This window comes from Pseudomonas sp. GW531-T4 (genome assembly GCF_017349615.1).
GTDB lineage: Bacteria > Pseudomonadota > Gammaproteobacteria > Pseudomonadales > Pseudomonadaceae > Aquipseudomonas > Aquipseudomonas chlororaphis_I.
This window is the reverse complement of the sequence record NZ_JACMZT010000010.1, coordinates 13,709-36,178: the sequence shown is the minus strand read 5'-3', so window position 1 is coordinate 36,178 and position 22,470 is coordinate 13,709. Positions and strand designations below refer to the sequence as shown.

20 protein-coding genes and 1 riboswitch are annotated in these 22,470 nt (G+C 62.4%); of the genes, 13 read left to right on the top strand and 7 right to left on the bottom strand.

Annotation, left to right across the window (positions count from 1 at the left end; translation table 11 throughout):
* Nucleotides 1-11: 11 nt before the first annotated feature.
* A complete protein-coding gene (locus tag J4D28_RS10375) occupies nt 12-2,774 on the bottom strand; it encodes a response regulator (protein ID WP_103330917.1) in 2,763 nt (920 codons plus the stop codon).
* Nucleotides 2,775-2,994: 220 nt separating this feature from the next.
* Between J4D28_RS10375 and J4D28_RS10370 the strand changes: the two genes are divergently transcribed.
* The 7 genes from J4D28_RS10370 (at nt 2,995) to J4D28_RS10340 (ending at nt 11,342) form a co-directional block, all read left to right on the top strand.
* A complete protein-coding gene (locus tag J4D28_RS10370) occupies nt 2,995-3,717 on the top strand; it encodes a response regulator transcription factor (RefSeq protein ID WP_028683152.1) in 723 nt (240 codons plus the stop codon).
* Nucleotides 3,704-5,116: a sensor histidine kinase gene (locus J4D28_RS10365; protein ID WP_103330916.1), complete on the top strand. Its 1,413-nt coding sequence runs from the start codon at nt 3,704-3,706 to the stop codon at nt 5,114-5,116. The genes J4D28_RS10370 and J4D28_RS10365 overlap by 14 nt, the downstream gene beginning before the upstream one ends.
* A gap of 80 nt (nt 5,117-5,196) precedes the next feature.
* Nucleotides 5,197-6,099, top strand: coding sequence for a cysteine synthase CysM (gene cysM / locus J4D28_RS10360; protein WP_009050276.1), 903 nt, complete (start codon nt 5,197-5,199; stop codon nt 6,097-6,099).
* Nucleotides 6,099-7,451, top strand: a complete 1,353-nt coding sequence (gene rlmD / locus J4D28_RS10355; RefSeq protein WP_103330915.1) for a 23S rRNA (uracil(1939)-C(5))-methyltransferase RlmD — start codon at nt 6,099-6,101, stop codon at nt 7,449-7,451. Before cysM ends, rlmD begins: the two co-directional genes overlap by 1 nt.
* 120 nt (nt 7,452-7,571) lie before the next feature.
* Nucleotides 7,572-9,815 carry a GTP diphosphokinase gene (gene relA, locus J4D28_RS10350; protein ID WP_009050274.1) on the top strand — a complete coding sequence of 748 codons (2,244 nt, stop codon included), beginning with the start codon at nt 7,572-7,574 and terminating at the stop codon, nt 9,813-9,815.
* A 126-nt stretch (nt 9,816-9,941) separates the two neighbouring features.
* Nucleotides 9,942-10,775, top strand: a complete 834-nt coding sequence (mazG, locus tag J4D28_RS10345; protein ID WP_038634288.1) for a nucleoside triphosphate pyrophosphohydrolase — start codon at nt 9,942-9,944, stop codon at nt 10,773-10,775.
* A gap of 27 nt (nt 10,776-10,802) precedes the next feature.
* Nucleotides 10,803-11,342: a DUF2058 domain-containing protein gene (locus tag J4D28_RS10340; RefSeq protein WP_038634286.1), complete on the top strand. Its 540-nt coding sequence runs from the start codon at nt 10,803-10,805 to the stop codon at nt 11,340-11,342.
* Between the two features lie 94 nt (nt 11,343-11,436).
* On the opposite strand, the gene J4D28_RS10335 is transcribed toward J4D28_RS10340, so the two are convergent.
* The 4 genes from J4D28_RS10335 to purM all read right to left on the bottom strand — a co-directional run bounded on the left by J4D28_RS10335 (nt 11,437) and on the right by purM (nt 14,397).
* Nucleotides 11,437-11,625, bottom strand: coding sequence for a hypothetical protein (locus J4D28_RS10335; protein ID WP_016702508.1), 189 nt, complete (start codon nt 11,623-11,625; stop codon nt 11,437-11,439).
* A 329-nt stretch (nt 11,626-11,954) separates the two neighbouring features.
* Nucleotides 11,955-12,668 (bottom strand): DUF3108 domain-containing protein, encoded by a 714-nt coding sequence (locus J4D28_RS10330; RefSeq protein WP_007927772.1) that lies wholly within the window; start codon nt 12,666-12,668, stop codon nt 11,955-11,957.
* An 8-nt stretch (nt 12,669-12,676) separates the two neighbouring features.
* Nucleotides 12,677-13,327, bottom strand: a complete 651-nt coding sequence (gene purN, locus J4D28_RS10325; RefSeq protein ID WP_009050271.1) for a phosphoribosylglycinamide formyltransferase — start codon at nt 13,325-13,327, stop codon at nt 12,677-12,679.
* A gap of 11 nt (nt 13,328-13,338) precedes the next feature.
* Nucleotides 13,339-14,397: a phosphoribosylformylglycinamidine cyclo-ligase gene (gene purM / locus J4D28_RS10320; protein WP_038634283.1), complete on the bottom strand. Its 1,059-nt coding sequence runs from the start codon at nt 14,395-14,397 to the stop codon at nt 13,339-13,341.
* A 385-nt stretch (nt 14,398-14,782) separates the two neighbouring features.
* On the opposite strand from purM, the gene J4D28_RS10315 reads away from it, so the two are divergent.
* From J4D28_RS10315 to J4D28_RS10290, 6 genes are all read left to right on the top strand, one after another.
* Nucleotides 14,783-15,820, top strand: coding sequence for a DUF2066 domain-containing protein (locus J4D28_RS10315; RefSeq protein WP_009050269.1), 1,038 nt, complete (start codon nt 14,783-14,785; stop codon nt 15,818-15,820).
* 36 nt (nt 15,821-15,856) lie between these two features.
* Complete coding sequence (locus tag J4D28_RS10310; protein ID WP_009050268.1) at nt 15,857-16,930, top strand: AI-2E family transporter; 1,074 nt, start codon at nt 15,857-15,859, stop codon at nt 16,928-16,930.
* Between the two features lie 228 nt (nt 16,931-17,158).
* Nucleotides 17,159-17,863: a DnaA regulatory inactivator Hda gene (hda, locus tag J4D28_RS10305; protein WP_007898944.1), complete on the top strand. Its 705-nt coding sequence runs from the start codon at nt 17,159-17,161 to the stop codon at nt 17,861-17,863.
* Nucleotides 17,864-18,077: 214 nt separating this feature from the next.
* A complete protein-coding gene (locus tag J4D28_RS10300; protein ID WP_009050267.1) occupies nt 18,078-18,698 on the top strand; it encodes a C40 family peptidase in 621 nt (206 codons plus the stop codon).
* Between the two features lie 165 nt (nt 18,699-18,863).
* Nucleotides 18,864-19,397: a C40 family peptidase gene (locus J4D28_RS10295; RefSeq protein ID WP_007927778.1), complete on the top strand. Its 534-nt coding sequence runs from the start codon at nt 18,864-18,866 to the stop codon at nt 19,395-19,397.
* A gap of 25 nt (nt 19,398-19,422) precedes the next feature.
* Nucleotides 19,423-20,085 carry an O-methyltransferase gene (locus J4D28_RS10290; protein WP_009050266.1) on the top strand — a complete coding sequence of 221 codons (663 nt, stop codon included), beginning with the start codon at nt 19,423-19,425 and terminating at the stop codon, nt 20,083-20,085.
* 2 nt (nt 20,086-20,087) lie between these two features.
* On the opposite strand, the gene J4D28_RS10285 is transcribed toward J4D28_RS10290, so the two are convergent.
* Both J4D28_RS10285 and J4D28_RS10280 read right to left on the bottom strand, forming a co-directional pair.
* The gene (locus tag J4D28_RS10285) at nt 20,088-21,407 is read right to left on the bottom strand and encodes a sorbosone dehydrogenase family protein (RefSeq protein WP_009050265.1); all 1,320 of its coding nucleotides are present in this window, start codon (nt 21,405-21,407) and stop codon (nt 20,088-20,090) included.
* Between the two features lie 72 nt (nt 21,408-21,479).
* Nucleotides 21,480-22,061 carry a hypothetical protein gene (locus tag J4D28_RS10280; protein ID WP_009050264.1) on the bottom strand — a complete coding sequence of 194 codons (582 nt, stop codon included), beginning with the start codon at nt 22,059-22,061 and terminating at the stop codon, nt 21,480-21,482.
* 171 nt (nt 22,062-22,232) lie between these two features.
* Nucleotides 22,233-22,469: riboswitch (cobalamin riboswitch) on the top strand.
* Nucleotide 22,470: the final 1 nt, after the last annotated feature.

The following is a 22,470-nucleotide window of genomic DNA, read 5'->3' as shown; positions in this document are numbered from 1 at the left end:
GTTGCCCTGAGTCAGGCGTTGATGCGGGCCTCCGTGGCCAGGCGGTTGATCGCCCGTTCGAGTTCGTCGAGGGCGGCGAAGGCCTTGATGTCTTCCTGCTTGAGCAGGGTTTCGCTGCGCTGGCAGGCGGCGCGCAATTGCGGCACTCCGCAGTAGCGGGTAGCCCCGTGCAGGCGGTGGACCCGTTCGATCAGGGCATTGTGGTCGTTGGCGGCACGGGCGGCGCGAATCGCTTCGCGATCGGCCTCCAGCGAGGCCAGGAGCATCGCCAGCATGTCGGCGGCCAGGTCCGCCTTGCCGGCGGCCAGGCGCAAACCTTCGTCGTGATCCAGCACTTGCAGCTCAAGGCCGTTGCCGGACGGTTCGCCTGTGCGTTCCGGGCCCTGGTTGCGCAGGGCCAGACCGGTCCACTTCAGCACCACCTGAGCCAGCTGCCGTTCGCTGATGGGCTTGGTCAGGTAGTCGTCCATGCCGCTTTGCAGCAGCGCGCGTTTTTCGTTGGCCATGGCGTGGGCGGTGAGGGCGATCACCGGCAGCGGCGTGCAGTTGCGCTCGCTTTCCCACTGGCGAATCGCCTCGGTGCTCTGGCGACCGTCCATGCCGGGCATCTGCACGTCCATCATCACCAGGTCGAAGGATTCGTTCTGCACTGCCTTGACCGCCGCGTAACCGCTGTCGACCGCGAGCACCTTGGCGCCCATGTCCTCGAGCAGGGTCTGCACCAGCAGCAGGTTGGCCGGGTTGTCATCGACACACAGCACCCGCGGCGGGCGACTGGCGATCGGTTCGCTCGGCTCGCTCGGCTCGCTGCGCACCGCCTTGGGGTTGACCAGGTCGGCCAGGGCGCGCCGCAGTTTGCGGGTGCAGGCCGGTTTGGCCTGCAACTGGCTGTGAGGGTTGGGCACCGACAGGTGGAACAGCGTCTGTTCGGTGGTCGGGCACAGCACCAGCACTTTGCAGCCCAGGTGTTCGAGGTCCCAGATGTGCTGGTTGAGGCGTTCCGGCGGCATGTCATTGGTGGTGATGCCGAGAACCGCCAGGTCGATCGCCTGTTCGGTCTGGTGCACCCCGGTCACCCCGTTGGTCAGGGCTTCCAGGGTATTGAACGGCGTGACTTCCAGGCCGCAATCCTCGAGTTGATGCTGCAGGGCCTGGCGCGCCAGCTCATGGTTCTCCAGCACCGCGACCCGCCTGCCGAGCAGCGGCGGGGCGGGCAGGTCTTCAGCGTCGTCGCGGGTTTTCGGCAGGCGCAGGCTGATCCAGAACTCCGAACCTTCGCCGGGCGTACTGTCGACGCCGATCTCGCCACCCATCTGTTCGATCAGGCGCTTGGAGATCACCAGCCCCAACCCAGTACCGCCGGGTTGCCGTGATAGCGAGTTGTCGGCCTGGCTGAAGGCCTGGAACAGGGCGCGCACGTCCTGGTTCGACAGGCCAATGCCAGTGTCCTGAATGCTGATGCGCAGTTGCACGCTGTCTTCGTGTTCTTCTTCGAGCATGGCGCGGGCGACGATGGTGCCTTCGCGGGTGAACTTGATGGCGTTGCTCACCAGGTTGGTGAGGATCTGCTTGAGGCGCAGTGGGTCGCCCACCAGCGACAGCGGCGTATCGCGATACACCAGGCTGACCAGTTCCAGCTGCTTGGCGTGGGCGGCCGGGGCGAGGATGGTCAGGGTGTCCTGCAACAGATCGCGCAGGTTGAACGGAATGCTGTCGAGCACCAGCTTGCCGGCTTCGATTTTCGAGAAGTCGAGAATTTCGTTGATGATCCCCAGCAGACTGTCGGCGGATTTTTCGATGGTGCCCAGGTAATCCAGCTGGCGCGGGGTCAGCTCGCTTTTCTGCAACAGGTGGGTGAAGCCGAGGATGCCGTTGAGCGGGGTACGGATTTCGTGACTCATGTTGGCCAGGAATTCCGACTTGATCCGGCTGGCCTCCAGGGCCTCCTTGCGCGCCAGGTCCAGTTCGATGTTCTGGATCTCGATGGTCTCCAGGTTTTGCCGGACATCCTCGGTGGCCTGGTCGATGCTGTGTTGCAGTTCTTCCTGGGCATTCTGCAGGGTGCCGGCCATGCGGTTGATGCCCGAGGCCAGTTCGTCCAGCTCCTGGCTGCCGAGCAAGGGCAGGCGGGTTTCCAGATTGCCGTCCTTGAGTTGGGTGACGGCCTGTTTGATCTGGCTCAGCGGGTTGTTGATGGTGCGCCCCATGCGCAGCGCCAGCAGGCCGGTGCAGATCAGCCCGGCGGTAATCAGCATCAGGCTGGCGAACAGGCTGCGGTAGCCGCGCAGCAGCATGCTGTTGTGGGACAGTTCCAGCTCGACCCAACCGAGCAGGCGGTCGGACTCGTCGGGAATCAGGTCGCCGGCCAGGTTGCGGTGGCGGCCGAACACCGGCAGCAGATAGCGGGTGGCGTCGCTGCCGGTGCGTTGCAGCATCTGGCTGCCGTTACCGGTGGGCGCCTGGTTGAGCATGCTCGGGCCGGCATGGGCCAGGGGCGTGCGGTCGGGCGCAAGGAAGGTCACCGCGCGTACGTCCTGCTGTTCCAGGGACTGGGTGGCGATGCGTTCCAGCAGGGCGGTGTTCTGGTGGGCCAGGGCCGGTGCCACCAGGGGCGCCAGTTGTTCGGCGATCATTTCGCCGCGTTGCAGAAGTTGGGTTTGCAGGTCCGACTGCTGCATCCAGGTGAAATAACCGCCCAGCACCAACGCCATCAGGCTGGTTGGCAGCAAGGTCAGCAACAGCACGCGGCCTTTGATCCCCAGTTTCTTAAGCACGCAACTCTCCTGCTAACACGCCATGTTGAATGAACCCTGCGCACATCCGGTGCGCACCACCTGCGCAGTGTAGCCATTTGCTTTGCCGCAATCTTCGCAAAATTAACCGTCGAACCGCTCCGATGCCCCGGGTCAGCGAGCGCTTTGTCGGCCGGTGTCGGTTGCCCGGCCGCGGACAATCTTGAATAATCGCCCAACTGAGAATTACTTGCAGAAGCTAATGAATCCCGTATCTGTCGGCCATCCCCGGATCCTGAGCATCGAAGACGACCTGGTGCTCGGTGCCTATGTGCACGAGCAATTGGGCCGTTGTGGGTTTGATGTCACCTGGTGCCAGAACGGCCAGGAAGGGCTAGCGATGGCTCGCCAGCAGCCTTTCGATGTGGTGCTGATGGACATCCTGCTGCCGGGGATGGATGGGCTGACGGTGCTCACGCATTTTCGCCAGAGCCATTCCACGCCGGTGCTGCTGATGTCGGCGCTGGGGGCCGAGGCCGATCGCATCAGCGGTTTTCGCCTGGGCGCCGACGACTACCTGCCCAAGCCCTTCAGCATGGCCGAGTTGCGGGTACGGATCGAAGCCATCCTGCGGCGCGTGGCCCTGGATCGCCGGCCGGCCCCGGCGCCGCTCAGGCAGGAAGCCCAGGGGCTGCGTTTCGACGACGAGCTGTGCGACGTGTATTACGGGCAACAGTGGGCCGGGCTGACCCGCAGCGAGTACCGCCTGCTGGAGACACTCAACCGCAACGACGATGAGGTCCTGAGCAAACCCTTCCTTTATCAGCATGTGCTGCAGCGCGGCTACGCGCCCCATGATCGCAGCCTGGACATGCACATCAGCCAGATTCGCCGCAAACTCAAGGCGGTCGGTTATGTCGCGCGGGAAGTGCGCACGGTCTGGGGCAAGGGTTATGTGCTGAGCGCCGTCGATGAAATGGCCTGAGCTGCCCGGTAGGCATTCACTGTTCTGGAAGCTGGCCTGTCTGTTGGTCGCCTTCTGCCTGCTGATGATCTGGCTGAGCTGGTCCTGGGGCCGCTACATGGAACAGAAGAACCTGTTCCTCTCCGATGAGGCCCGCGGCACGCTGACCGGTTACGCCGCCGAAGCCGAGCAGGCCTGGAACCAGGGGCAGAGCGCCGGGGTCGATGCCTGGTTGCAGGGCATGGCCGGACGCGAGCGGCATTGGATCGGGGTCATCGGCCGCGACCTGCAGTCGCTGAGCAGTTATCCGCTGAGCGAAGCCGAGAGCCAGCACCTGACATTCCTGCGCGGCCTGGATTGGCCGGTCAGCCGCCATACCCGTGGTTTGCCCTGGCTGAAGATTCCGTTTCCCAACGACCCGTCCGCCGGCAGCCTGGTGATCGAGCTGCCCCAGCGCTTCATGCCCGGGCGCTATCGGGTGTTCTGGCGGGTGCTGACCAACGGGGTGATTCCCGGCCTGTTCACCCTGTTGCTGTGTGTCGGGCTGTATCGACTGTTGGTGGTGCCGCTGAACCAGTTGCGCGAACAGGCCAACGCCTGGCGCGCCGATCAACTGAATGCGCGGCTGTCGAGCCAGACCACCAGTCGCCAGGACGAGCTGGGTGAACTGGGCCGGGCGTTCGACCAGATGTCCGAGCGCCTGCAGGGCACCGTGGCCTTGCAACAGCAATTGCTGCGCGACCTTTCCCATGAATTGCGCACGCCCTTGAGTCGACTGCGGGTGGCCTGCGACGGCGAGCAGAGCCTGCCGGCATTGCGCGAGCGGTTGGCGCGGGAAGTCGATGGCATGCAGCGGCTGGTGGACGACACCTTGCAACTGGCCTGGCTCGACACCGAGCGGGCACCGTTGGCCGAGGAAGACATCCAGATCCAGGCCCTGTGGGAAATGCTCACGGAAAACGCCTGCTTCGAAAGCGCCTGGTCCAGCGCGCAACTGCACTGCGCGCTGGATGCCTCGTGCTGGGTCCGGGGCAACCTCAATACCCTGGCCCAGGCCCTGGAGAACATCCTGCGTAATGCCATTCGTCATTCACCCGCGGGCGGTCGTGTGCTGCTGGACGGCCAGCGTCAGGGCGAGCATTGGCTGCTGTGGCTGGAGGATGAGGGGCCTGGCGTGGCCGACGCCGATCTGCAGCGGATCTTCGATCCCTTTACCCGCCTCGACGGCTCGCGTCCGGGCAATGGCGGTTTTGGCCTGGGGTTGAGCATCGCGCGCAACGCCGTGCAGCGTCAGGGCGGCCAGCTGTGGGCGGAAAATACCGGGCGTGGCTTGCGCCTGAACATGCGTCTGCGGGCTGCCGTTAGGGTGCAAGCGCCTTCGAGCGAGGCTGATTCGCTGCCTTATATCGTTAAGCCATAAGACCCTCACTTTGCGTGATATGGCCTGCGAACGTTTGCCGGTATGATAGTCGCCCCCGCAGTCCGGATTGCGAATACGCCATGACCTTGCAGTACCCCACCATCGCCGATTGCGTCGGCAACACCCCGCTGGTCCGTTTGCAGCGCCTGCCTGGCGTCACCAGCAACACCCTGCTGCTCAAGCTCGAGGGCAATAACCCGGCGGGTTCGGTCAAGGACCGCCCGGCGCTGTCGATGATCACTCGCGCCGAGCTGCGTGGGCAGATTCACCCCGGCGATACGCTGATCGAGGCGACCTCGGGCAACACCGGGATTGCCCTGGCCATGGCTGCGGCGATCAAGGGCTACAAGATGATCCTGATCATGCCCGACAACTCCAGTGCCGAGCGCAAGGCGGCGATGACCGCCTATGGCGCCGAGCTGATCCTGGTCAGCCAGGAAGAGGGTATGGAAGGCGCGCGCGACCTGGCCGAGAAGATGCAGGCCGAAGGTCGCGGCAAGGTGCTCGACCAGTTCGCCAACCTGGATAACCCGGAAGCGCACTACACCGGCACCGGCCCGGAAATCTGGCGCCAGACCGAGGGCACCATCACCCATTTCGTCAGCTCCATGGGCACCACCGGCACCATCATGGGCACCTCGCGTTATCTGAAGGAACAGAATCCGAACGTGCAGATCATCGGCCTGCAACCGATGGAAGGCTCGGCCATCCCCGGCATTCGCCGCTGGCCGCAGGAATACCTGCCGAAGATCTACCAGGCCACTCGCGTCGATCGCATCGTCGATATGACGCAGAGCGAAGCCGAAGACGTGACCCGGCGCCTGGCCCGCGAAGAAGGCATCTTCTGCGGCGTGTCCTCGGGCGGTGCGGTGGCGGCGATGTTGCGCCTGTCCCGCGAAGTCGAAAACGCGGTGATTGTCGCGATCATCTGTGACCGTGGCGACCGTTACCTGTCGACCGGCATCTTCGATGCGCCCAACTGATGGCTAAGCCAGTCAGAGGCCTGCGCTTCCAGCCTTCGGGCGGGAGCCGGGCGGCGCAGATCCCCGTTGGAAAAAAACAGCGCCTGACCATCGAGCGCCTGGCCAACGACGGTCGTGGCATCGCCTTTCTGGAGGGGCGTACCTGGTTCGTCGTTGGTGCACTGGCGGGCGAAGAGGTCGAGGCGCGAGTGCTGGGCGCCCACGGCAAAGTGGTGGAAGCCCGTACCGAGCGGGTGTTCAGCGCCAGCGATCTGCGCCAGCCAGCGCCTTGCGCCCATGCCGGCCGTTGTGGCGGCTGCAGCGTGCAGCACCTGCCCCATGACGAACAGCTTGCCCTGAAACAGCGCATGCTCGCCGAGCAGCTGTCGCGGGTTGCCGGTGTCGAGCCAGAGGAGTGGGCGCCACCTTTGAGCGGTCCGGAGTTCGGCTACCGACGCCGGGCGCGGGTCGCGGTGCGCTGGGACGCCAAGGCGAAAAAACTCGAAGTGGGCTTTCGCGCCGCCGGCAGCCAGGACATAGTCGCCATCGACGAATGCCCGGTGCTGGTACAGCCCTTGCAACCGATCATGAGCCGCTTGCCGGCCATGCTGCAGCGCCTGAGCAAACCGCAGGCGCTGGGGCATGTGGAGTTGTTCAGCGGTTCGGCGATTGCTGTGCTGCTGCGCCATATGGCGCCGTTGTCCGCGGCCGACCTGGAGATTCTCCAGGCGTTCTGCGCGTTCCATGAGGCCCAGCTGTGGCTGCATGGCGAAGGCGAGCCGCAACCGGTGGACCCGGACCAGGCCCTGGGCTATCGCCTGGAACCGTGGAATCTGCAGCTGGCTTATCGGCCGGGGGATTTTGTCCAGGTCAATGCCGGGGTCAACGAGGCGATGGTGGCCCAGGCCCTGGAGTGGCTGGCGCCACAGGCTGACGAGCGCGTGCTGGACCTGTTTTGCGGCCTGGGCAACTTTGCCCTGCCACTGGCGCAGAAGGTTCGTGAAGTGGTGGCGGTCGAAGGGGTGGCGACCATGGTCGCGCGTGCCGCGGAGAATGCCGCTAGCAACAATTTGCATAACACCCGGTTTTTTCAGGCCGATTTATCGCAGCCCCTGAGCGACGCCGAGTGGGCCCGCGAAGGCTTTTCTGCGGTACTCTTGGACCCACCTCGGGACGGGGCTTTCGAGGTGGTACGCAAGCTGGCGAGCCTGGGCGCCAAGCGCCTGGTTTATGTGTCATGCAACCCTGCCACTCTGGCGCGTGACACAGTCGAACTGGTCAGGCAGGGCTACCGGTTAAAACGTGCCGGGATCCTCGATATGTTTCCTCAGACGGCACATGTCGAGGCCATGGCGTTATTTGAAGCGAGCTAGGATGGCTCGTCTAATCCGTTGGCCCGTCAGGCAGCACTCGCCGGCCCAGCGAGGAAATACTGGCAGTGAAGGTCAGCGATTTGACGCATTGAATGTGCGTCGTAGGGAAGGTAAAGCAAGATGGTACAGGTGAGAGCGCACCAGCCGATCAACACCGACGGCAGTATCAATCTCGAGGCGTGGCTCGATCATGCGGTCAGCGTCGACATGGCACTGGACCGTGAAGCCTTGAAAGAAGCCTGCGAGTTCGCTCGTGAGGCAGAGCAACAACACATCGCCGCGAAGAATCTCAGTGGCGAAGACATGTCGAGTTTCAGCACCGGCCTCGAGATCGCGGAGATCCTCGCCGACCTCAAGCTGGATCAGGATTCGCTGGTGGCCGCGGTACTCTACCGTGGCGTCCGTGAAGGCCAGATCCCGCTGCCGGCCGTCAGCCAGCGCTTCGGCCCGGTGGTGGCCAAGCTGATCGACGGCGTGCTGCGCATGGCGGCGATCAGCGCCAGCCTCAGCCCCCGCCAATCCCTCGTGCTCGGCACCCAGGCCCAGGTGGAAAACCTGCGCAAGATGCTGGTGGCGATGGTCGATGACGTGCGTGTGGCACTGATCAAGCTGGCCGAGCGGACCTGCGCGATTCGCGCGGTGAAAAACGCCGACGACGAGAAGCGCAACCGGGTCGCCCGGGAAGTCTTCGACATCTACGCACCGCTGGCTCATCGCCTTGGTATCGGCCATATCAAGTGGGAGCTGGAGGACCTGTCCTTCCGTTACCTGGAGCCTGAGCAGTACAAGCAGATCGCCAAGTTGCTGCACGAGCGGCGCCTCGATCGTGAGCGCTTCATCTCCGATGTGATGAACCAGCTGCAGAACGAACTGCAGGCCACCGGCGTCGACGCCGACATCAGCGGCCGGGCCAAACACATCTATTCGATCTGGCGCAAAATGCAGCGCAAGGGCCTGGAGTTCAGCCAGATCTACGATGTGCGCGCGGTGCGCGTGCTGGTCCCGGAAATGCGCGACTGCTACACCGCGCTGGGGATCGTCCACACCCTGTGGCGGCACATTCCGAAAGAGTTCGACGACTACATCGCCAACCCCAAGGAGAACGGTTACCGCTCGTTGCACACGGCGGTCATCGGCCCTGAGGGCAAGGTGCTGGAAGTGCAGATCCGTACCCACGCGATGCACGAAGAGGCTGAGCTGGGGGTCTGCGCCCACTGGCGCTACAAGGGCACCGACGTCAAGTCCGGCTCCAACCACTACGAAGAGAAAATCTCCTGGCTGCGCCAGGTGCTCGAGTGGCACGAGGAACTGGGGGATATCGGCGGCCTGGCCGAGCAACTGCGGGTGGATATCGAGCCGGACCGGGTGTACATCTTCACCCCCGACGGCCATGCGATCGACTTGCCGAAAGGCGCGACGCCGCTGGACTTCGCCTACCGCGTGCACACCGAGATCGGCCACAACTGCCGGGGCGCGAAGATCAACGGGCGCATCGTGCCGCTCAACTACAGCCTGCAGACCGGCGAGCAGGTCGAGATCATCACCAGCAAGCACGGCACGCCGAGCCGCGACTGGCTGAACCCGAACCTGGGGTATGTCACCACCTCAAGGGCACGGGCGAAGATCGTCCACTGGTTCAAGCTGCAGGCGCGCGATCAGAACGTGGCGGCGGGCAAGACTTTGCTCGAGCGCGAACTCAATCGCCTCGACCTGCCGCAGGTGGATTTCGACAAGCTGGCCGACAAGGCCAACATGAAAACCGCCGAGGACATGTTCGCCGCCCTGGGCGCGGGCGACCTGCGCCTGGCGCAACTGGTCAACCTGGCGCAGCAGTTGGTGGAGCCGGAACGCGGCAACGAACAGTTGGAGCTGATCCCGCGCAAGGCCACCGGCTACAAGCCGGGCAAGCGCGGCGACATCCAGATCCAGGGCGTCGGCAACTTGCTGACCCAGATGGCCGGTTGCTGCCAGCCGCTGCCGGGGGATGCGATCGTCGGTTACATCACCCAGGGCCGCGGGGTGAGCATTCACCGTCAGGACTGCGCCTCGGTGCTGCAACTGGCCGGCCGCGAGCCGGAGCGGATCATCCAGGTCAGCTGGGGCCCGGTGCCGGTGCAGACCTATCCGGTGGACATCATCATTCGCGCCTACGACCGCTCCGGCCTGCTGCGTGACGTCTCCCAGGTGCTGCTCAACGAGCGGATCAACGTGCTGGCGGTCAACACCCGCTCGAACAAGGAGGACAACACTGCGCTGATGTCCCTGACCATCGAGATTCCGGGGCTGGACGCGTTGGGGCGGTTGCTGGGGCGTATTTCCCAGTTGCCGAACATCATCGAGACCCGCCGTAACCGTACCCCTTGAAATCCGGAGCGTAGGAGCGAGCGGACGGCGATCCGGTTTGCCCGCGATAGCGGTATGTCAGACAAATCGCCATCGCGGGCAAGCCTCGCTCCTACAGAAAACATGGTTTGGCAATGAGAGTGACCGATGTACAGCCTTGAAGACCTGTTGCACCTGATGGCGCGGCTGCGGGATCCGCAGTACGGCTGCCCTTGGGATATCAAGCAGAGCTACGCCACCATCGTCCCCCACACCCTGGAAGAAGCCTACGAAGTGGCCGATGCCATCGAACGAGGCGATTTCGAGCACTTGCAGGGCGAGCTGGGCGATCTGCTGTTCCAGGTGGTGTATTACAGCCAGCTGGCGCGGGAGGAGGGGCGTTTCGAGTTCGACGGCGTGGTCGACAGCATCACCCGCAAGCTGATCCGTCGCCATCCCCATGTATTCCCTACCGGGGACCTGTACGCGCCGCTGGATACGCCACGGCTGGATGAAGAACAAGTCAAGCAGCGCTGGGAAGAGATCAAGGCCGAGGAGCGCGCTGAGAAATCGGCAGAGCCTTTGCAGTTGTCCTTGCTCGACGATGTACCCGCGACGCTGCCGGCCCTGTCCCGTTCGGCCAAGTTGCAAAAGCGCGCGGCCCAGGTCGGTTTTGACTGGCCGGACGCCTTGCCGGTGGTGGACAAGATCCGCGAAGAGCTCGATGAAGTGCTCGAAGCCATGTCCGAGAATGACCCGCAGGCGATCGCCGACGAGGTGGGCGACCTGCTGTTCGCCGTGGTCAACCTGGCCCGGCATCTGAAGGTCGATCCGGAAACCACCTTGCGTGGCGCCAATGCCAAGTTCGAGCGGCGCTTTCGATTTATCGAGCAGGCATTGCGCGATACCCGCCGACCCATGGAAGATTGCACCCTCGAAGAGTTGGACGCCTTGTGGGGCGAAGCCAAATGTCAGGAAAAGAATTTGCCCAGCTGTGGCTGAGGCTGTTGCCTAAGTGAGTGAGCACCAATGAGCCTTTCCCTTCGCGACCAGTTGCTCAAAGCAGGGCTGGTCAACCAAAAGCAGGCCAAGCAGGTCAGCAAAGAGAAACAGAAGCAGCAACGCCTGGTCCATAAGGGCCAGGTCGAGGCGGACGATACCCAGGCGCGCCTGGCCCAGGAGGCGCAAGCCGAGAAGGTCAAGCGCGACCAGGAACTCAACCGCCAGCAGCAAGAGAAGGCCGAGCAGAAGGCCCGTGCCGCGCAGATCAAGCAACTGATCGAAGTGTCGCGCCTGCCAAAGCTGACCACCGAGGACTACTACAACTTCGTCGACGACAAGAAGGTCAAGCGCCTGTCGGTGAACGCCCTGATGCGCAACAAGCTGAGCAGCGGCTCGCTGGCCATCGTGCACCATGCCGGCGGTTATGAAGTCATCCCGCGTGAAGCCGCGCTGAAGATCCAGGAGCGCGATCCACGGCGCATCGTTCAGCTCAACACGCCGACCGAGGCGCCGGACGAGGACGATCCGTACGCGGCCTACCAGATCCCTGACGATCTGATGTGGTAAACCCGCAGAAACAACAAACCCCGCCATGAGCGGGGTTTGTTGTTTCTGAAGCGGCTACCGATGCGTGGCGGCAGCCGCGGCAGTCAGTGTGAGGTCAGGAGCTTTGCGGTGCGCGGTTCTGCTCCAGCTTCTCCAGTTCGGCCTTGTAATTATGGGCATCGCTCTCGGAATGAAACATTCCCACCAGCAAGTCTTGTTGATGCACGTCCCAGATCCGTACACCTGCGGCTACGCCTTCATGGGACATGTGTGAATCGTCGCGTTCAGTTACTTTTACAGTCATCTGCTAGCTCCAATCTCTATTGATCTGCAGCAAGGCGTGTGCAGGACTTCGTTATATATTTTGTTAGCTGGCTAAGTAAATTGCTTTCAAATGCAACAATCTTTTGCAGATTTCGAAACAGTCCCGCAGGCCGCGGAAACTGTGGCATTCGGTCGCAGGGGCCGGAGTTTCATGACAAAAGTTTCATGTTGGGCGGCTGTTGTGCCGGGCATTTTTGCTCGGCGAGCGAGCCTGTCGGGTCGCCAGGAGGGCTGTGCTTGAGCGGCCAAATAGAAACACCAGGCGAAAAAAAGCCCCGCATCGGCGGGGCTTTTTCATTGTCGTGCGGCTTAGCTGCCTTTGACGGTCTTGCCGTTGACGGTGCCGTTCAGGAGCATGATGTTGTACTCCTTGCCGTCGGTTTCGACCTGTTGCAGGCGAACCAGCAGGTAATCCCAGTCCTTGGCGAACCACATGACGGTGATGCGTTTGCTTTGTGTCGGGTCGCGCACGCGCTCGACCTTGATCGCGTCGATCTGGCCGGCCTTGGTGTCGACTTTTTCCGAGCCCAGGACACGGAAGTCGTAGGTGTCGACTTCGCCATCATCGACGACCTGATAGCTCATGCTTTTCTTGCCGGCGGCCACATCGTGCTGCAAGGCGAGCTGGTAGGTGGATTTGTCGACCATGCCGCGATTGAGCGGGATCTTGACCGCATCGCCGCGATCGGTGCCGGTGACCATCTTGGCGTTCCAGTCAAAGTCCAGGTCGGCCTTCTTGGCTTTGCCCAGGCCGCCGCGCTCGAAGTGATAGGACTGCGGCAGCAGGGTGTCCTTGTCGAGCGTCAGGGTGCTTTCTTCAGTCAGGCTGGCGATCATCATCGAAGCCTTGAAGCTCAGCTTCCAGGTGCCGTCGCCTTTCTTTTCCAGGCTGCGTTCGGCGGTACCGCTCATCGGCAGCTGTTTCCAGTCGGCGGTATAGCTGGCGGAGAAGGGTTGAAGGTCTGCAGCCTGCGCGAAAGGCAGGGCGAGCAGAGCACAAGCGAAGAGCAGGGCGCGACGCATAAAATCTCCTAATTACGAATCAAGTGGCCACTGGCGGCCAGTAACTGACCATCCAGTAAAGCACCCTGTTCGCCGAGTGTGAGTCGACCTTCGGCAAACCAGCGTACGGCCATCGGGTAAATCCGGTGTTCCTGGACGTGGACCCGCTGCGCCAGGCTTTGCGGCGAGTCGTGCAACTCTACCGGGATCACTGCCTGTACGACCAGTGGTCCGCCATCGAGTTCCTCTGTCACAAAGTGCACGCTGCAGCCGTGCTCGGTGTCTCCGGCCTCCAGCGCTCGCTGATGAGTGTGTAACCCTTTGTATTTGGGTAGCAGCGAAGGATGGATATTGAGCAGGCGACCCTGGTAGTGCCGAACGAAATCCGCGCTGAGAATGCGCATGAATCCGGCAAGCACCACGAGCTTGGGCTGGAAGGCGTCGATCAGTTCGATCAGTGCGGCATCGAAGGCCTCGCGACCTTCGAATGCCTTGTGATCGAGGGCGCGGGTATCGATACCCGCATCCTGGGCGCGTTGCAGGCCGTAGGCATCGGCGCGGTTGGATATCACCGCGCGGATGCGTACCGGGCTGTCGTCGGCCCGGGTACTGTCGATCAGGGCCTGCAAGTTGCTGCCGGTACCGGACAACAGCACCACTACATCACAGGTGGCTGGCATCGGCTCTTGCATCAATGTGCCTTGAGGTTTTTCAGCTCGACCTGGGCAGCGCCTTCGGCGGCGCTAGCGATCTGACCAATGACCCAAGGCTGTTCGCCGGCTTCGCGCAGGACGTTCAGGGCAGTTTCAACGTGCTCCTGAGCCACGCAGATCACCATGCCCACGCCGCAGTTCAGCACGCGGTGCATTTCGTGTTCTTCGACATTGCCCTTCTCTTGCAGCCAGTCGAATACCGCCGGACGCTGCCAGCTGGCCACGTCGACCACGGCCTGGGCGCCTTTTGGCAGAACGCGTGGGATGTTGTCCAGCAGGCCGCCGCCAGTGATGTGGGCCATGGCTTTGACTGCGCCAGTGTCCTTGATCAGCTTGAGCAGTGGCTTGACGTAGATGCGGGTCGGGGCCATCAGCAGTTCGGTCAACGGCTTGCCGTCGAGCTGGACGGTTTCGATGTCGGCGCCGGAGACTTCGATGATCTTGCGGATCAGCGAGTAGCCGTTGGAGTGCGGACCGGAAGACGGCAGGGCCAGCAGGGCGTCGCCGGTGGCAACCTTGGAGCCGTCGATGATTTCGGCTTTTTCCACCACGCCGACGCAGAAGCCGGCCAGGTCGTAGTCTTCGCCTTCGTACATGCCTGGCATTTCAGCGGTTTCACCGCCAACCAGGGAGCAGCCAGCCAGTTCGCAGCCGGCACCGATGCCGGTAACCACGGTGGCGGCGACGTCGACGTTCAGTTTGCCGGTGGCGTAGTAGTCGAGGAAGAACAGCGGCTCGGCACCGCAGACCACCAGGTCGTTGACGCACATGGCGACCAGGTCCTGGCCGATGCTGTCATGCTTGTTCAGGTTCAGTGCCAGGCGCAGCTTGGTGCCCACGCCGTCGGTGCCGGAGACCAGTACCGGCTGCTTGTAGCCGGCCGGGATTTCGCAGAGGGCGCCGAAACCGCCCAGGCCGCCCATGACTTCCGGGCGCGCAGTGCGCTTGGCGACGCTCTTGATGCGTTCGACCAATGCTTCACCGGCGTCGATGTCTACACCGGCGTCTTTGTAGCTCAGGGAGGGTTGCTTGCTCATGATCCAGGCCTTTAGGGGGGATTCAGGGGGTATCGACCGAGTCCAGGGAGGCCATTGAAACAGTCGCGGCGGCAATGCCACGCAATCATTTCAGCGACCCCGGCTGTTGCCGGTCTGCGAAGGCGCGCGATTTTATCAGGCTTGAGGTGTAGCGGCCATCCTCGGGCCGACGGGCAGGGCATATCCGCTTAAAAAAACTGCAATTGCGTGTGTCGATCGCGTCGCTCAGGACTGTATAAGGTATAGCCTTGTACTCGCTGTCGTTATGACAGCACGAAAACTTCCATCGATCGGGTGAATGTTTGCCTGGGCTTTGTGGTCACAGCCTGGGTCAATCCTGTTCATGCGGTCCGTTCCAGCCGCCTTTTGTCGTCGGGAATCCTCCATGCGTTTGTGCAAATTTCTTTTTATGGGCTGTTTGTCATTGTTCAGCCTGGCGAGTCATGCCGAAACCCTCAATAACCTGTATCAGGTCCGTGAACCGGTCAGCAGCCAGTCCCCTGGCGAGCGCGATCAGGCCACCCAGCGGGCCCTGGAAACCCTGGTGCTGCGCCTGACCGGCGATAGCAAGGCCTTGCAGAACCCGGGGCTGGCGGCGATCCGCAAGGACCCGCAGCAGATCATCAGCCAGTACGGCTACGACGCCGGTCCTCCCGAGAGCCTGCAGGTCGACTTCGATCCGGCCAGCACCGATCGGGCGTTGCGCCAGGCTGGCCTGTCGCTGTGGGGCAGTAATCGCCCATCGATTCTCGGCTGGTGGCTGACCGACTCCAGTGAAGGTTCCAGCCTGGTCGGCGATGGCCAGGCCAGTGCCACGCCGTTGCGCCGTGCAGCCCTGCATCGCGGCTTGCCGCTGCGTTTGCCGCTGGCTGACCTGAACGAACAGATCGTCGCCACGGCGCCGAATCTCGAAGGTTCCGATTCGGCGCCATTGCGTGCTGCGTCGGAGCGTTACGGCGCGGACGCCCTGCTGGCGGTGCATGCCAGTGAAGAGGGCGGTCAGTGGCAGGCCAAATGGCGCCTGTGGATGGGGGACCAGAAGGAGCAGGGCAGCGTCCAGGGCGCCGATGTGCCGGCCTTGGCCGATGCCGTGCTATTGGCGGTCAGCCAGCGCCTGGCGCCGCGGTTCGTGGTCAAGCCGGGCGCATCCAGCGAGCAGTTGCTGGAAGTGCAGGGCATGAATCTGGAACGTTATGCGGCGTTGGGGCGTTTGCTCGAACCCTTCGGTGGGCGTTTGCAGAGCGTCGATGGCGATCGCTCGGTGTACCGGGTCAGCGGCAGTGCCGAGCAATTGCGCGCGCAGCTGAGCCTGGCTCGGTTGCAGGAGGTCCCAGCGGGCGCTGCGCCTGTCCAGCCGGTTGTCGAAGGCGCGACACCAGCGCCCGCGCCTGCACCGGCCGCGCAACTGCATTTTCGTTGGTAGGTTTTCTTTCTTTATATAGAAGCAATGGAGTGGTTCATGGCTGATACGCGTCGATGGGTCTGGTTGGGTGGGTTGGTCCTGCTCGGTGGTTTTGTGTACCTGTTGCATCCGATCCTGACGCCGTTCCTGGTGGCCTTGCTGTTGGCCTATCTGTTCGATCCGCTGGTGGACCGCCTGGAAAAGCTCGGCTTGTCGCGCACCTGGGGCGTGGTGGCGGTATTTGCCCTGTTCACCCTGATCGTCATGGCGTTGTTGTTGGTGTTGGTGCCTATGCTCGCCAAGCAGCTGCTGCGCCTGTACGAGCTGGCGCCGCAGATGCTCGACTGGTTGCAGCATACGGCGATGCCCTGGGCGCAGTCCAAGTTGGGCTTGTCCGACGGTTTCTGGAAGTTCGACAAGGTCAAGGCGGCGATCAGCGAACACATGGGGCAGACCACCGATATCGTCGGCGTGGTCCTGAGCCAGGCAACGGCCTCCAGCCTGGCGTTGATCGGCTGGCTGGCCAACCTGGTGCTGATTCCGGTGGTCAGCTTTTACCTGCTGCGCGACTGGGATCTGATGATGGCGAAGATCCGCAGCCTGTTGCCTCGTGATCGCGAGGAGCGGGTGGTGGCGCTGGCCGGGGAATGCCATGAGGTGCTGGGGGCGTTCGTCCGTGGTCAGCTGCTGGTGATGGTCGCTCTGGGAATGATCTATGCCGCCGGCCTGATGCTGGTCGGGCTTGAGCTGGGCCTGTTGATCGGCCTGATTGCCGGTCTGGCGGCGATTGTGCCGTACATGGGCTTTGTCATCGGCATCGGCGCAGCGCTGATTGCCGGATTGTTCCAGTTCGGCGGCGACCTGTACCCGATGATCGGCATCGTGGCGGTGTTCATGGTTGGCCAGGCCCTGGAGGGCATGGTGCTGACCCCCTTGCTGGTGGGGGATCGGATCGGCCTGCACCCGGTGGCGGTGATCTTCGCGATTCTCGCGGGGGGCGAGTTGTTCGGTTTTACCGGCATCCTGCTGGCCTTGCCGGTGGCGGCGGTGATCATGGTGCTGGTGCGCCATGTGCACGACTTGTACAAGGATTCGGACATCTATAGCGGTGTAGAGGAGTCCGAGCAGTAACGCCTACTGTTGATGCTTTAGGGGCGCCCGTGTTTCAGGCGGGCGCCTCTGAGAGTCTTTACAGCTGTCACATCCACCGTCAAAGAACCCCCCGTGATTTCATCAGGCTAACGCAAACCTTTGATTTTGCTTGTGGTCTGCTGCATTGTGCGCCCGGCGTCACGGGTATAAACTTTGCAAACTTTACACAGAGGCCACTAACGGTTCGTTTGGAACTGTTCAGTCAGCATGAAACCGATTCAGCTGCCCCTAGGTGTGCGTCTGCGTGATGACGCCACCTTCATCAACTACTACCCAGGCGCCAATGCCGCTGCACTCGGCTATGTCGAGCGGCTTTGCGAAGCCGACGCCGGCTGGACCGAAAGCCTGATCTACCTCTGGGGCAAGGATGGGGTAGGGCGTACGCACTTGCTGCAGGCGGCCTGCCTGCGGTTCGAGCAACTGGGGGAGCCAGCGGTCTATCTGCCCCTGGCGGAATTGCTGGATCGCGGCATCGAAATCCTCGACAACCTGGAACAGTACGAGCTGGTCTGCCTGGACGACTTGCAAGCGGTGGCAGGCAAGGCCGACTGGGAAGAGGCGCTGTTTCATCTGTTCAACCGCCTGCGTGACAGCGGCCGGCGCCTGTTGATCGCGGCCTCGACCTCTCCCCGGGAGTTGCCAGTGAAGCTGGCGGACCTCAAATCCCGCCTGACCCTGGCGCTGATCTTCCAGATGCGCCCGCTCTCTGACGAAGACAAATTGCGTGCATTGCAATTGCGCGCCTCGCGTCGCGGGCTGCACCTGACCGACGAAGTCGGGCACTTTATCCTGACCCGCGGCACCCGCAGCATGAGCGCCTTGTTCGAACTGCTGGAGCGCCTCGATCAGGCGTCCTTGCAGGCTCAGCGCAAGCTCACCATTCCCTTCCTCAAGGAAACCCTGGGCTGGTAAATCCGCGGGCGGTAGTGGCTTTTTGGTATATTTCAGGCGCCAGAAAACCCGCATCCGGAAGCGTTTCCAGAGGCGCGTGCGTTTAAATTGGGCTTAAGGCCTTAGATGTTGAGTAGAAACCGATAAGTCACATTTCAATCGATTGAATTTGCAAATTAGAGCGATAGAAGGCATAGTCGCGGCTTCTTTATAACTTTAAGCCACGGTCGTGCCCATGCTGAAGCGCTTCGCACCCCTCGTGCCTCTTGCACTCGTCACCCTGTTGTTTGGTTGCGCCACCCACTCTCCGGTGAGCCAACAAGAGCAGCAACAGGCTCAAAACTCTTCAAAAGCCCAGTCTTCCGCTATTTTCCAGGAAGAGCTGGCAACCGAAAAAGAACTCGCCGAGTTCGCTGACAGCAAGCCTTACCAGCTGCCAGTCTTGGCCGACAGTATCCTCGAGCGTGGCATGTCCCTGATCGGTACCCGTTACCGTTTCGGCGGTACCTCTGAAGCCGGTTTCGATTGCAGCGGTTTCATCGGCTACCTGTTCCGTGAAGAAGCCGGCATGAATCTGCCGCGTTCCACCCGTGAAATGATCAACGTTGACGCTCCGCTGGTTGCGCGTAACAAGCTGCAGCCGGGCGACCTGCTGTTCTTCGCCACCAATGGCCGCCGCGGTCGCGTAAGCCACGCTGGCATCTACCTGGGCGATGACCAGTTCATCCATTCCAGCAGCCGCCGTAGCGGTGGTGTGCGGGTGGACAGCCTGGGCGACAGCTACTGGAGCAAGACCTTCATCGAAGCCAAACGCGCCCTCGCAATGGCCCCGACTGTGGTCACCGCACGCAAGTAAGCGGACTTTTTGTAAGGTGAAGTTAAAGTCTTACTTGAAGTTTGGCGCGTAGGCGCTAGAATCCTGATCTATTGTTGAAAACTAACCGCGTAAGCCCTGCTTACGCGGTTTTGTTTTCGGCCTCACGGCAGAGAAAGCCGCATCCAGATCAGGATTGTTCTGCATATGTCGACGTCGGCCCGCCTCGCATTGATCGTTCTCGCCGCGCTGCTCAGCGCGTGTGCCAGCCGTACCCCGCCACCCGCGCCTGTGGTACGTGCTCCCGTTTTCAATACTCCCCAGACCTTCTCGCCCGCTGCCGAAGACGTGCTGTTTCGTGCGTTGGGCCTGGTGGGCACGCCTTATCGCTGGGGCGGCAACACGCCGGATTCCGGTTTCGATTGCAGTGGCCTGATCGGCTACGTCTATCGCGACGCGGCCGGTATCTCTTTGCCGCGCTCGACTCGCGAAATGATCGGCATGCGTGCGCCGAATGTCGGCAAGAACGCCTTGCAGACCGGCGACCTGATATTTTTTGCCACCAATGGCGGTTCTCAGGTCAGTCACGCGGGCATCTATGTCGGTGAAGGCCGCTTCGTCCATGCACCGGCCACCGGCGGTACGGTGAAGCTGGACAGCCTGTCCAAGGCCTATTGGCAAAAAGCCTACCTGAGCGCCAAGCGCGTGTTGCAGCCAGAGCATCTGGCGCACAACCCTTAGGTCCTATCTCAATGTTGAGGTTGCCATGACCGCTCGTACCCTCAACCTCGACGACGCCCTCTATCACTACCTGCTCGACGTTTCCCTGCGCGAAACGCCGCTGCTGCGCCGTCTGCGTGACGAAACCCAGGCACTGCCCATGGCGCGCTGGCAGGTGGCGCCCGAGCAGGGGCAGTTCCTCGCCTTGCTGGTCAAACTGATCGGTGCCCGGCGTGTGCTGGAGGTGGGGACCTTCACCGGCTACAGCGCCTTGTCCATGGCCGCGGCCTTGCCGGACGATGGCCAGTTGATCTGCTGTGACATCCCGGGCGACTACAACGCCACCGCGCGCCGCTACTGGCAGGAAGCAGGTGTCGCCGGGCGGATCGAGTTGCGTCTGGCGCCGGCCCTGGAGACCTTGGCCAAGATCGAGCAGGAGGAGGGCGAGGGTGGTTTCGACCTGGTCTTCATCGACGCCGACAAGGCCAATTACCCGGCTTATCTGGAAAGTGCCCTGCGCCTGCTGCGCGTGGGCGGGCTGGCGGTGTTCGATAACACGCTGTGGAGCGGTCGGGTGCTGGAGGAGAATCCCCAGAGCGAAGACACCCGGGCCATCCAGGCACTCAATCGTGCCTTGAAGGATGACCCGCGTGTCGACCTGTCGCTGCTGCCCCTGGGGGATGGCTTGACCCTGTGCCGCAAGCGTTGAACCTATTGCGCCTTGGCTGCTGACACACGCCAGACCTTGTTGCCGACATCATCGGCCACCAGCAGATCCCCTTGCTTGTCGATCACTACGCCGACCGGCCGGCCCATGGCTTTCTCATCGGCGCTGAGGAAGCCGGTCAGGACGTCCACCGGTTGGCCCACCGGCTTGCCATTGGCGAAGGGCACGAAGATCACTTTGTAGCCGCTGTGGGGCTTGCGGTTCCACGAGCCATGCTGGCCGATGAACACGCCCTGGGTGAACGGCGCCGGCAGCTTGCTGCCTTCGGCGAATGCCAGGCCGAGGGAGGCGGTATGTGGGCCGACGGCATAATCCGGGGCGATGGCCTTGGCCACCAGGTCCGGGTTCTGCGGAGTGACTCGCACGTCCACATGCTGGCCGTAGTAGCTGAATGGCCAGCCGTAGAAAGCGCCGTCCTTGACCGAGGTGATGTAGTCCGGCACCAGATCGCTGCCGATCTCGTCGCGCTCGTTGACCGCGGTCCACAGCTGGCCACTTTGCGGTTCCCAGGCCATGCCGTTGGGGTTGCGCAGGCCCGAGGCGAAAATCCGTTGCTTGCCGGTGGCGCGGTCGACTTCCCAGATGGCGGCGCGACCTTCCTCCTGGTCCATGCCGTTTTCGCCGACGTTGCTGTTGGAGCCTACCGTGACGTACAGCTTGCTGCCGTCCTTGCTGGCAATCACGTTTTTGGTCCAGTGGTGGTTCAGCTTGCCACCAGGCAGGTCGACCACCTTGGTCGGCTGGGCGTTGATCTTGGTGTCGCCGTCCTTATAGGGGAAGCGCAGCAGGCGATCGGTGTCGGCGACGTACAGGTCATTGCCCACCAGGGTCATGCCGAACGGCGAGTTGAGGTTTTCCAGGAACACCGTGCGGGTTTCCGCCACGCCATCGTGATCCTTGTCCCGCAGCAGGGTGATGCGGTTCGGGCTGGGCACGCCAGCGCCGGCACGGCTCATGATCTTGCTGGCGATCCAGCCGCGGAAACCTTTGCTGTCATCGGGGGAGGGCGGGGCGTTGGTCTCTGCCACCAGTACGTCGCCATTGGGCAGCACGTACAGCCAGCGCGGATGGTCCAGGCCTTCGGCGAATGCGGCCACCTGGGTGCCGGTGGCGGCCACCGGTTTGGCGCCTTGCGGCCAGCCGATCGCGGGCGCGATGTTCACGGTCGGGAACAGGGTCTTGTTCGGTTCGGGCAATTTCGGCGAGGGGCCGGTGCCGTCGGAGACCTGGAGGGTGGAAGTTTCGCCACAGGCGGCGAGGCCTGCGGCGACGGCGACAAGGATGGCGTATCGAAGCTTGAGCATGCTGATTTCCCTATGAATGCACGAAGTCGGTGTAGTCATAGAGAAGCACAGATAGACGATGGTTCCACCTGCTCAGCGTGCTTCCTTGAACAGCACGGCAACGCCGGGGTGATAGTTGCCGGCTTCGTTGCGCAATTTGCGGTACGCGTAGGGGAAGTACCAGGCGACGGCGCAGCAGTGTTCCTTTTGCAGGTCGTCGACCATGTCCTGCAGTTCTTCCGGGGTGGCGCTGTGCTGGGTTTTCTGCGGCGTGACGAACAGGCAGCCGAGTTTCAGGTCGCTGGGGTAGCTGGCTTTTTTCGCGTCGCTGGCGGCATCCAGCAACGGTTGGGTCAGGTGCAGGCTATTGACCCGGGGCCAGCGCTGGGTGGTCTGGATATAGACACGCTCCTCCTGCGTGGCGATGTACAGGTCGGTGCGGCCGCTGCGGTCGCCGTCCTCGACCTGTTTTTTGCTCGGTGTGTGTTCCAGGGTGACCATCTCCGCCATCCAGGCCGCCGCCGAGAGCAATCCCAGGTTGGCTTTTTCGTCGAACCAGTAAGGGCTTTCGTTATCGCCGCGCACGGCGTTGTAGCGGTCGATGCAATCGAACCAGCGTTCCAGGGCAGGGCGCAGGAATTCCAGTTTCGGATTGCTGATGATCATGCCTTGCATCGGACTTTTCCTATTATTGTTGAGATATTGGAGTTTTTTAACGCGATTATGGCTATTTGATATCACTGCGTTGAGTGTGGCACAAGATTGGCGTCACTTTTCCGATATGGCAGCCATTCGTCGATCTGCCGGGCCCCGGCTTTAATTGACGCTCCACCCCCAACCCTCTAACCTTCGCGACTTGTTTCAGGTGCTCTGTGGCCGCAGGTCGACAGAGTGAAACAGGGAAGCCGGTGAGTACGCGTGCCGAAGGCGCACGCACGACGATTCCGGCGCTGCCCCCGCAACGGTAAATGAGTCAAGACTGCGCCTGATGCCACTGTGTCGACTGTCGACATGGGAAGGCGCGCAGTTGGGCATCCCAGCCACTCACAAGCCCGGAGACCGGCCTGATCCATCCAACGGCATC

What these genes read in the sequence shown, in the direction of transcription:
- J4D28_RS10370 (WP_028683152.1), top strand. Translation starts at nt 2,995, where the DNA reads ATGAATCCCGTATCTGTCGGCCATCCCCGGATCCTGAGCATCGAAGAC.
- J4D28_RS10365 (WP_103330916.1), top strand. Translation starts at nt 3,704, where the DNA reads ATGAAATGGCCTGAGCTGCCCGGTAGGCATTCACTGTTCTGGAAGCTG.
- cysM (WP_009050276.1), top strand. Translation starts at nt 5,197, where the DNA reads ATGACCTTGCAGTACCCCACCATCGCCGATTGCGTCGGCAACACCCCG.
- rlmD (WP_103330915.1), top strand. Translation starts at nt 6,099, where the DNA reads ATGGCTAAGCCAGTCAGAGGCCTGCGCTTCCAGCCTTCGGGCGGGAGC.
- relA (WP_009050274.1), top strand. Translation starts at nt 7,572, where the DNA reads ATGGTACAGGTGAGAGCGCACCAGCCGATCAACACCGACGGCAGTATC.
- mazG (WP_038634288.1), top strand. Translation starts at nt 9,942, where the DNA reads ATGTACAGCCTTGAAGACCTGTTGCACCTGATGGCGCGGCTGCGGGAT.
- J4D28_RS10340 (WP_038634286.1), top strand. Translation starts at nt 10,803, where the DNA reads ATGAGCCTTTCCCTTCGCGACCAGTTGCTCAAAGCAGGGCTGGTCAAC.
- J4D28_RS10335 (WP_016702508.1), bottom strand. Translation starts at nt 11,625, where the DNA reads ATGACTGTAAAAGTAACTGAACGCGACGATTCACACATGTCCCATGAA.
- J4D28_RS10330 (WP_007927772.1), bottom strand. Translation starts at nt 12,668, where the DNA reads ATGCGTCGCGCCCTGCTCTTCGCTTGTGCTCTGCTCGCCCTGCCTTTC.
- purN (WP_009050271.1), bottom strand. Translation starts at nt 13,327, where the DNA reads ATGCCAGCCACCTGTGATGTAGTGGTGCTGTTGTCCGGTACCGGCAGC.
- purM (WP_038634283.1), bottom strand. Translation starts at nt 14,397, where the DNA reads ATGAGCAAGCAACCCTCCCTGAGCTACAAAGACGCCGGTGTAGACATC.
- J4D28_RS10315 (WP_009050269.1), top strand. Translation starts at nt 14,783, where the DNA reads ATGCGTTTGTGCAAATTTCTTTTTATGGGCTGTTTGTCATTGTTCAGC.
- J4D28_RS10310 (WP_009050268.1), top strand. Translation starts at nt 15,857, where the DNA reads ATGGCTGATACGCGTCGATGGGTCTGGTTGGGTGGGTTGGTCCTGCTC.
- hda (WP_007898944.1), top strand. Translation starts at nt 17,159, where the DNA reads ATGAAACCGATTCAGCTGCCCCTAGGTGTGCGTCTGCGTGATGACGCC.
- J4D28_RS10300 (WP_009050267.1), top strand. Translation starts at nt 18,078, where the DNA reads ATGCTGAAGCGCTTCGCACCCCTCGTGCCTCTTGCACTCGTCACCCTG.
- J4D28_RS10295 (WP_007927778.1), top strand. Translation starts at nt 18,864, where the DNA reads ATGTCGACGTCGGCCCGCCTCGCATTGATCGTTCTCGCCGCGCTGCTC.
- J4D28_RS10290 (WP_009050266.1), top strand. Translation starts at nt 19,423, where the DNA reads ATGACCGCTCGTACCCTCAACCTCGACGACGCCCTCTATCACTACCTG.
- J4D28_RS10285 (WP_009050265.1), bottom strand. Translation starts at nt 21,407, where the DNA reads ATGCTCAAGCTTCGATACGCCATCCTTGTCGCCGTCGCCGCAGGCCTC.
- J4D28_RS10280 (WP_009050264.1), bottom strand. Translation starts at nt 22,061, where the DNA reads ATGCAAGGCATGATCATCAGCAATCCGAAACTGGAATTCCTGCGCCCT.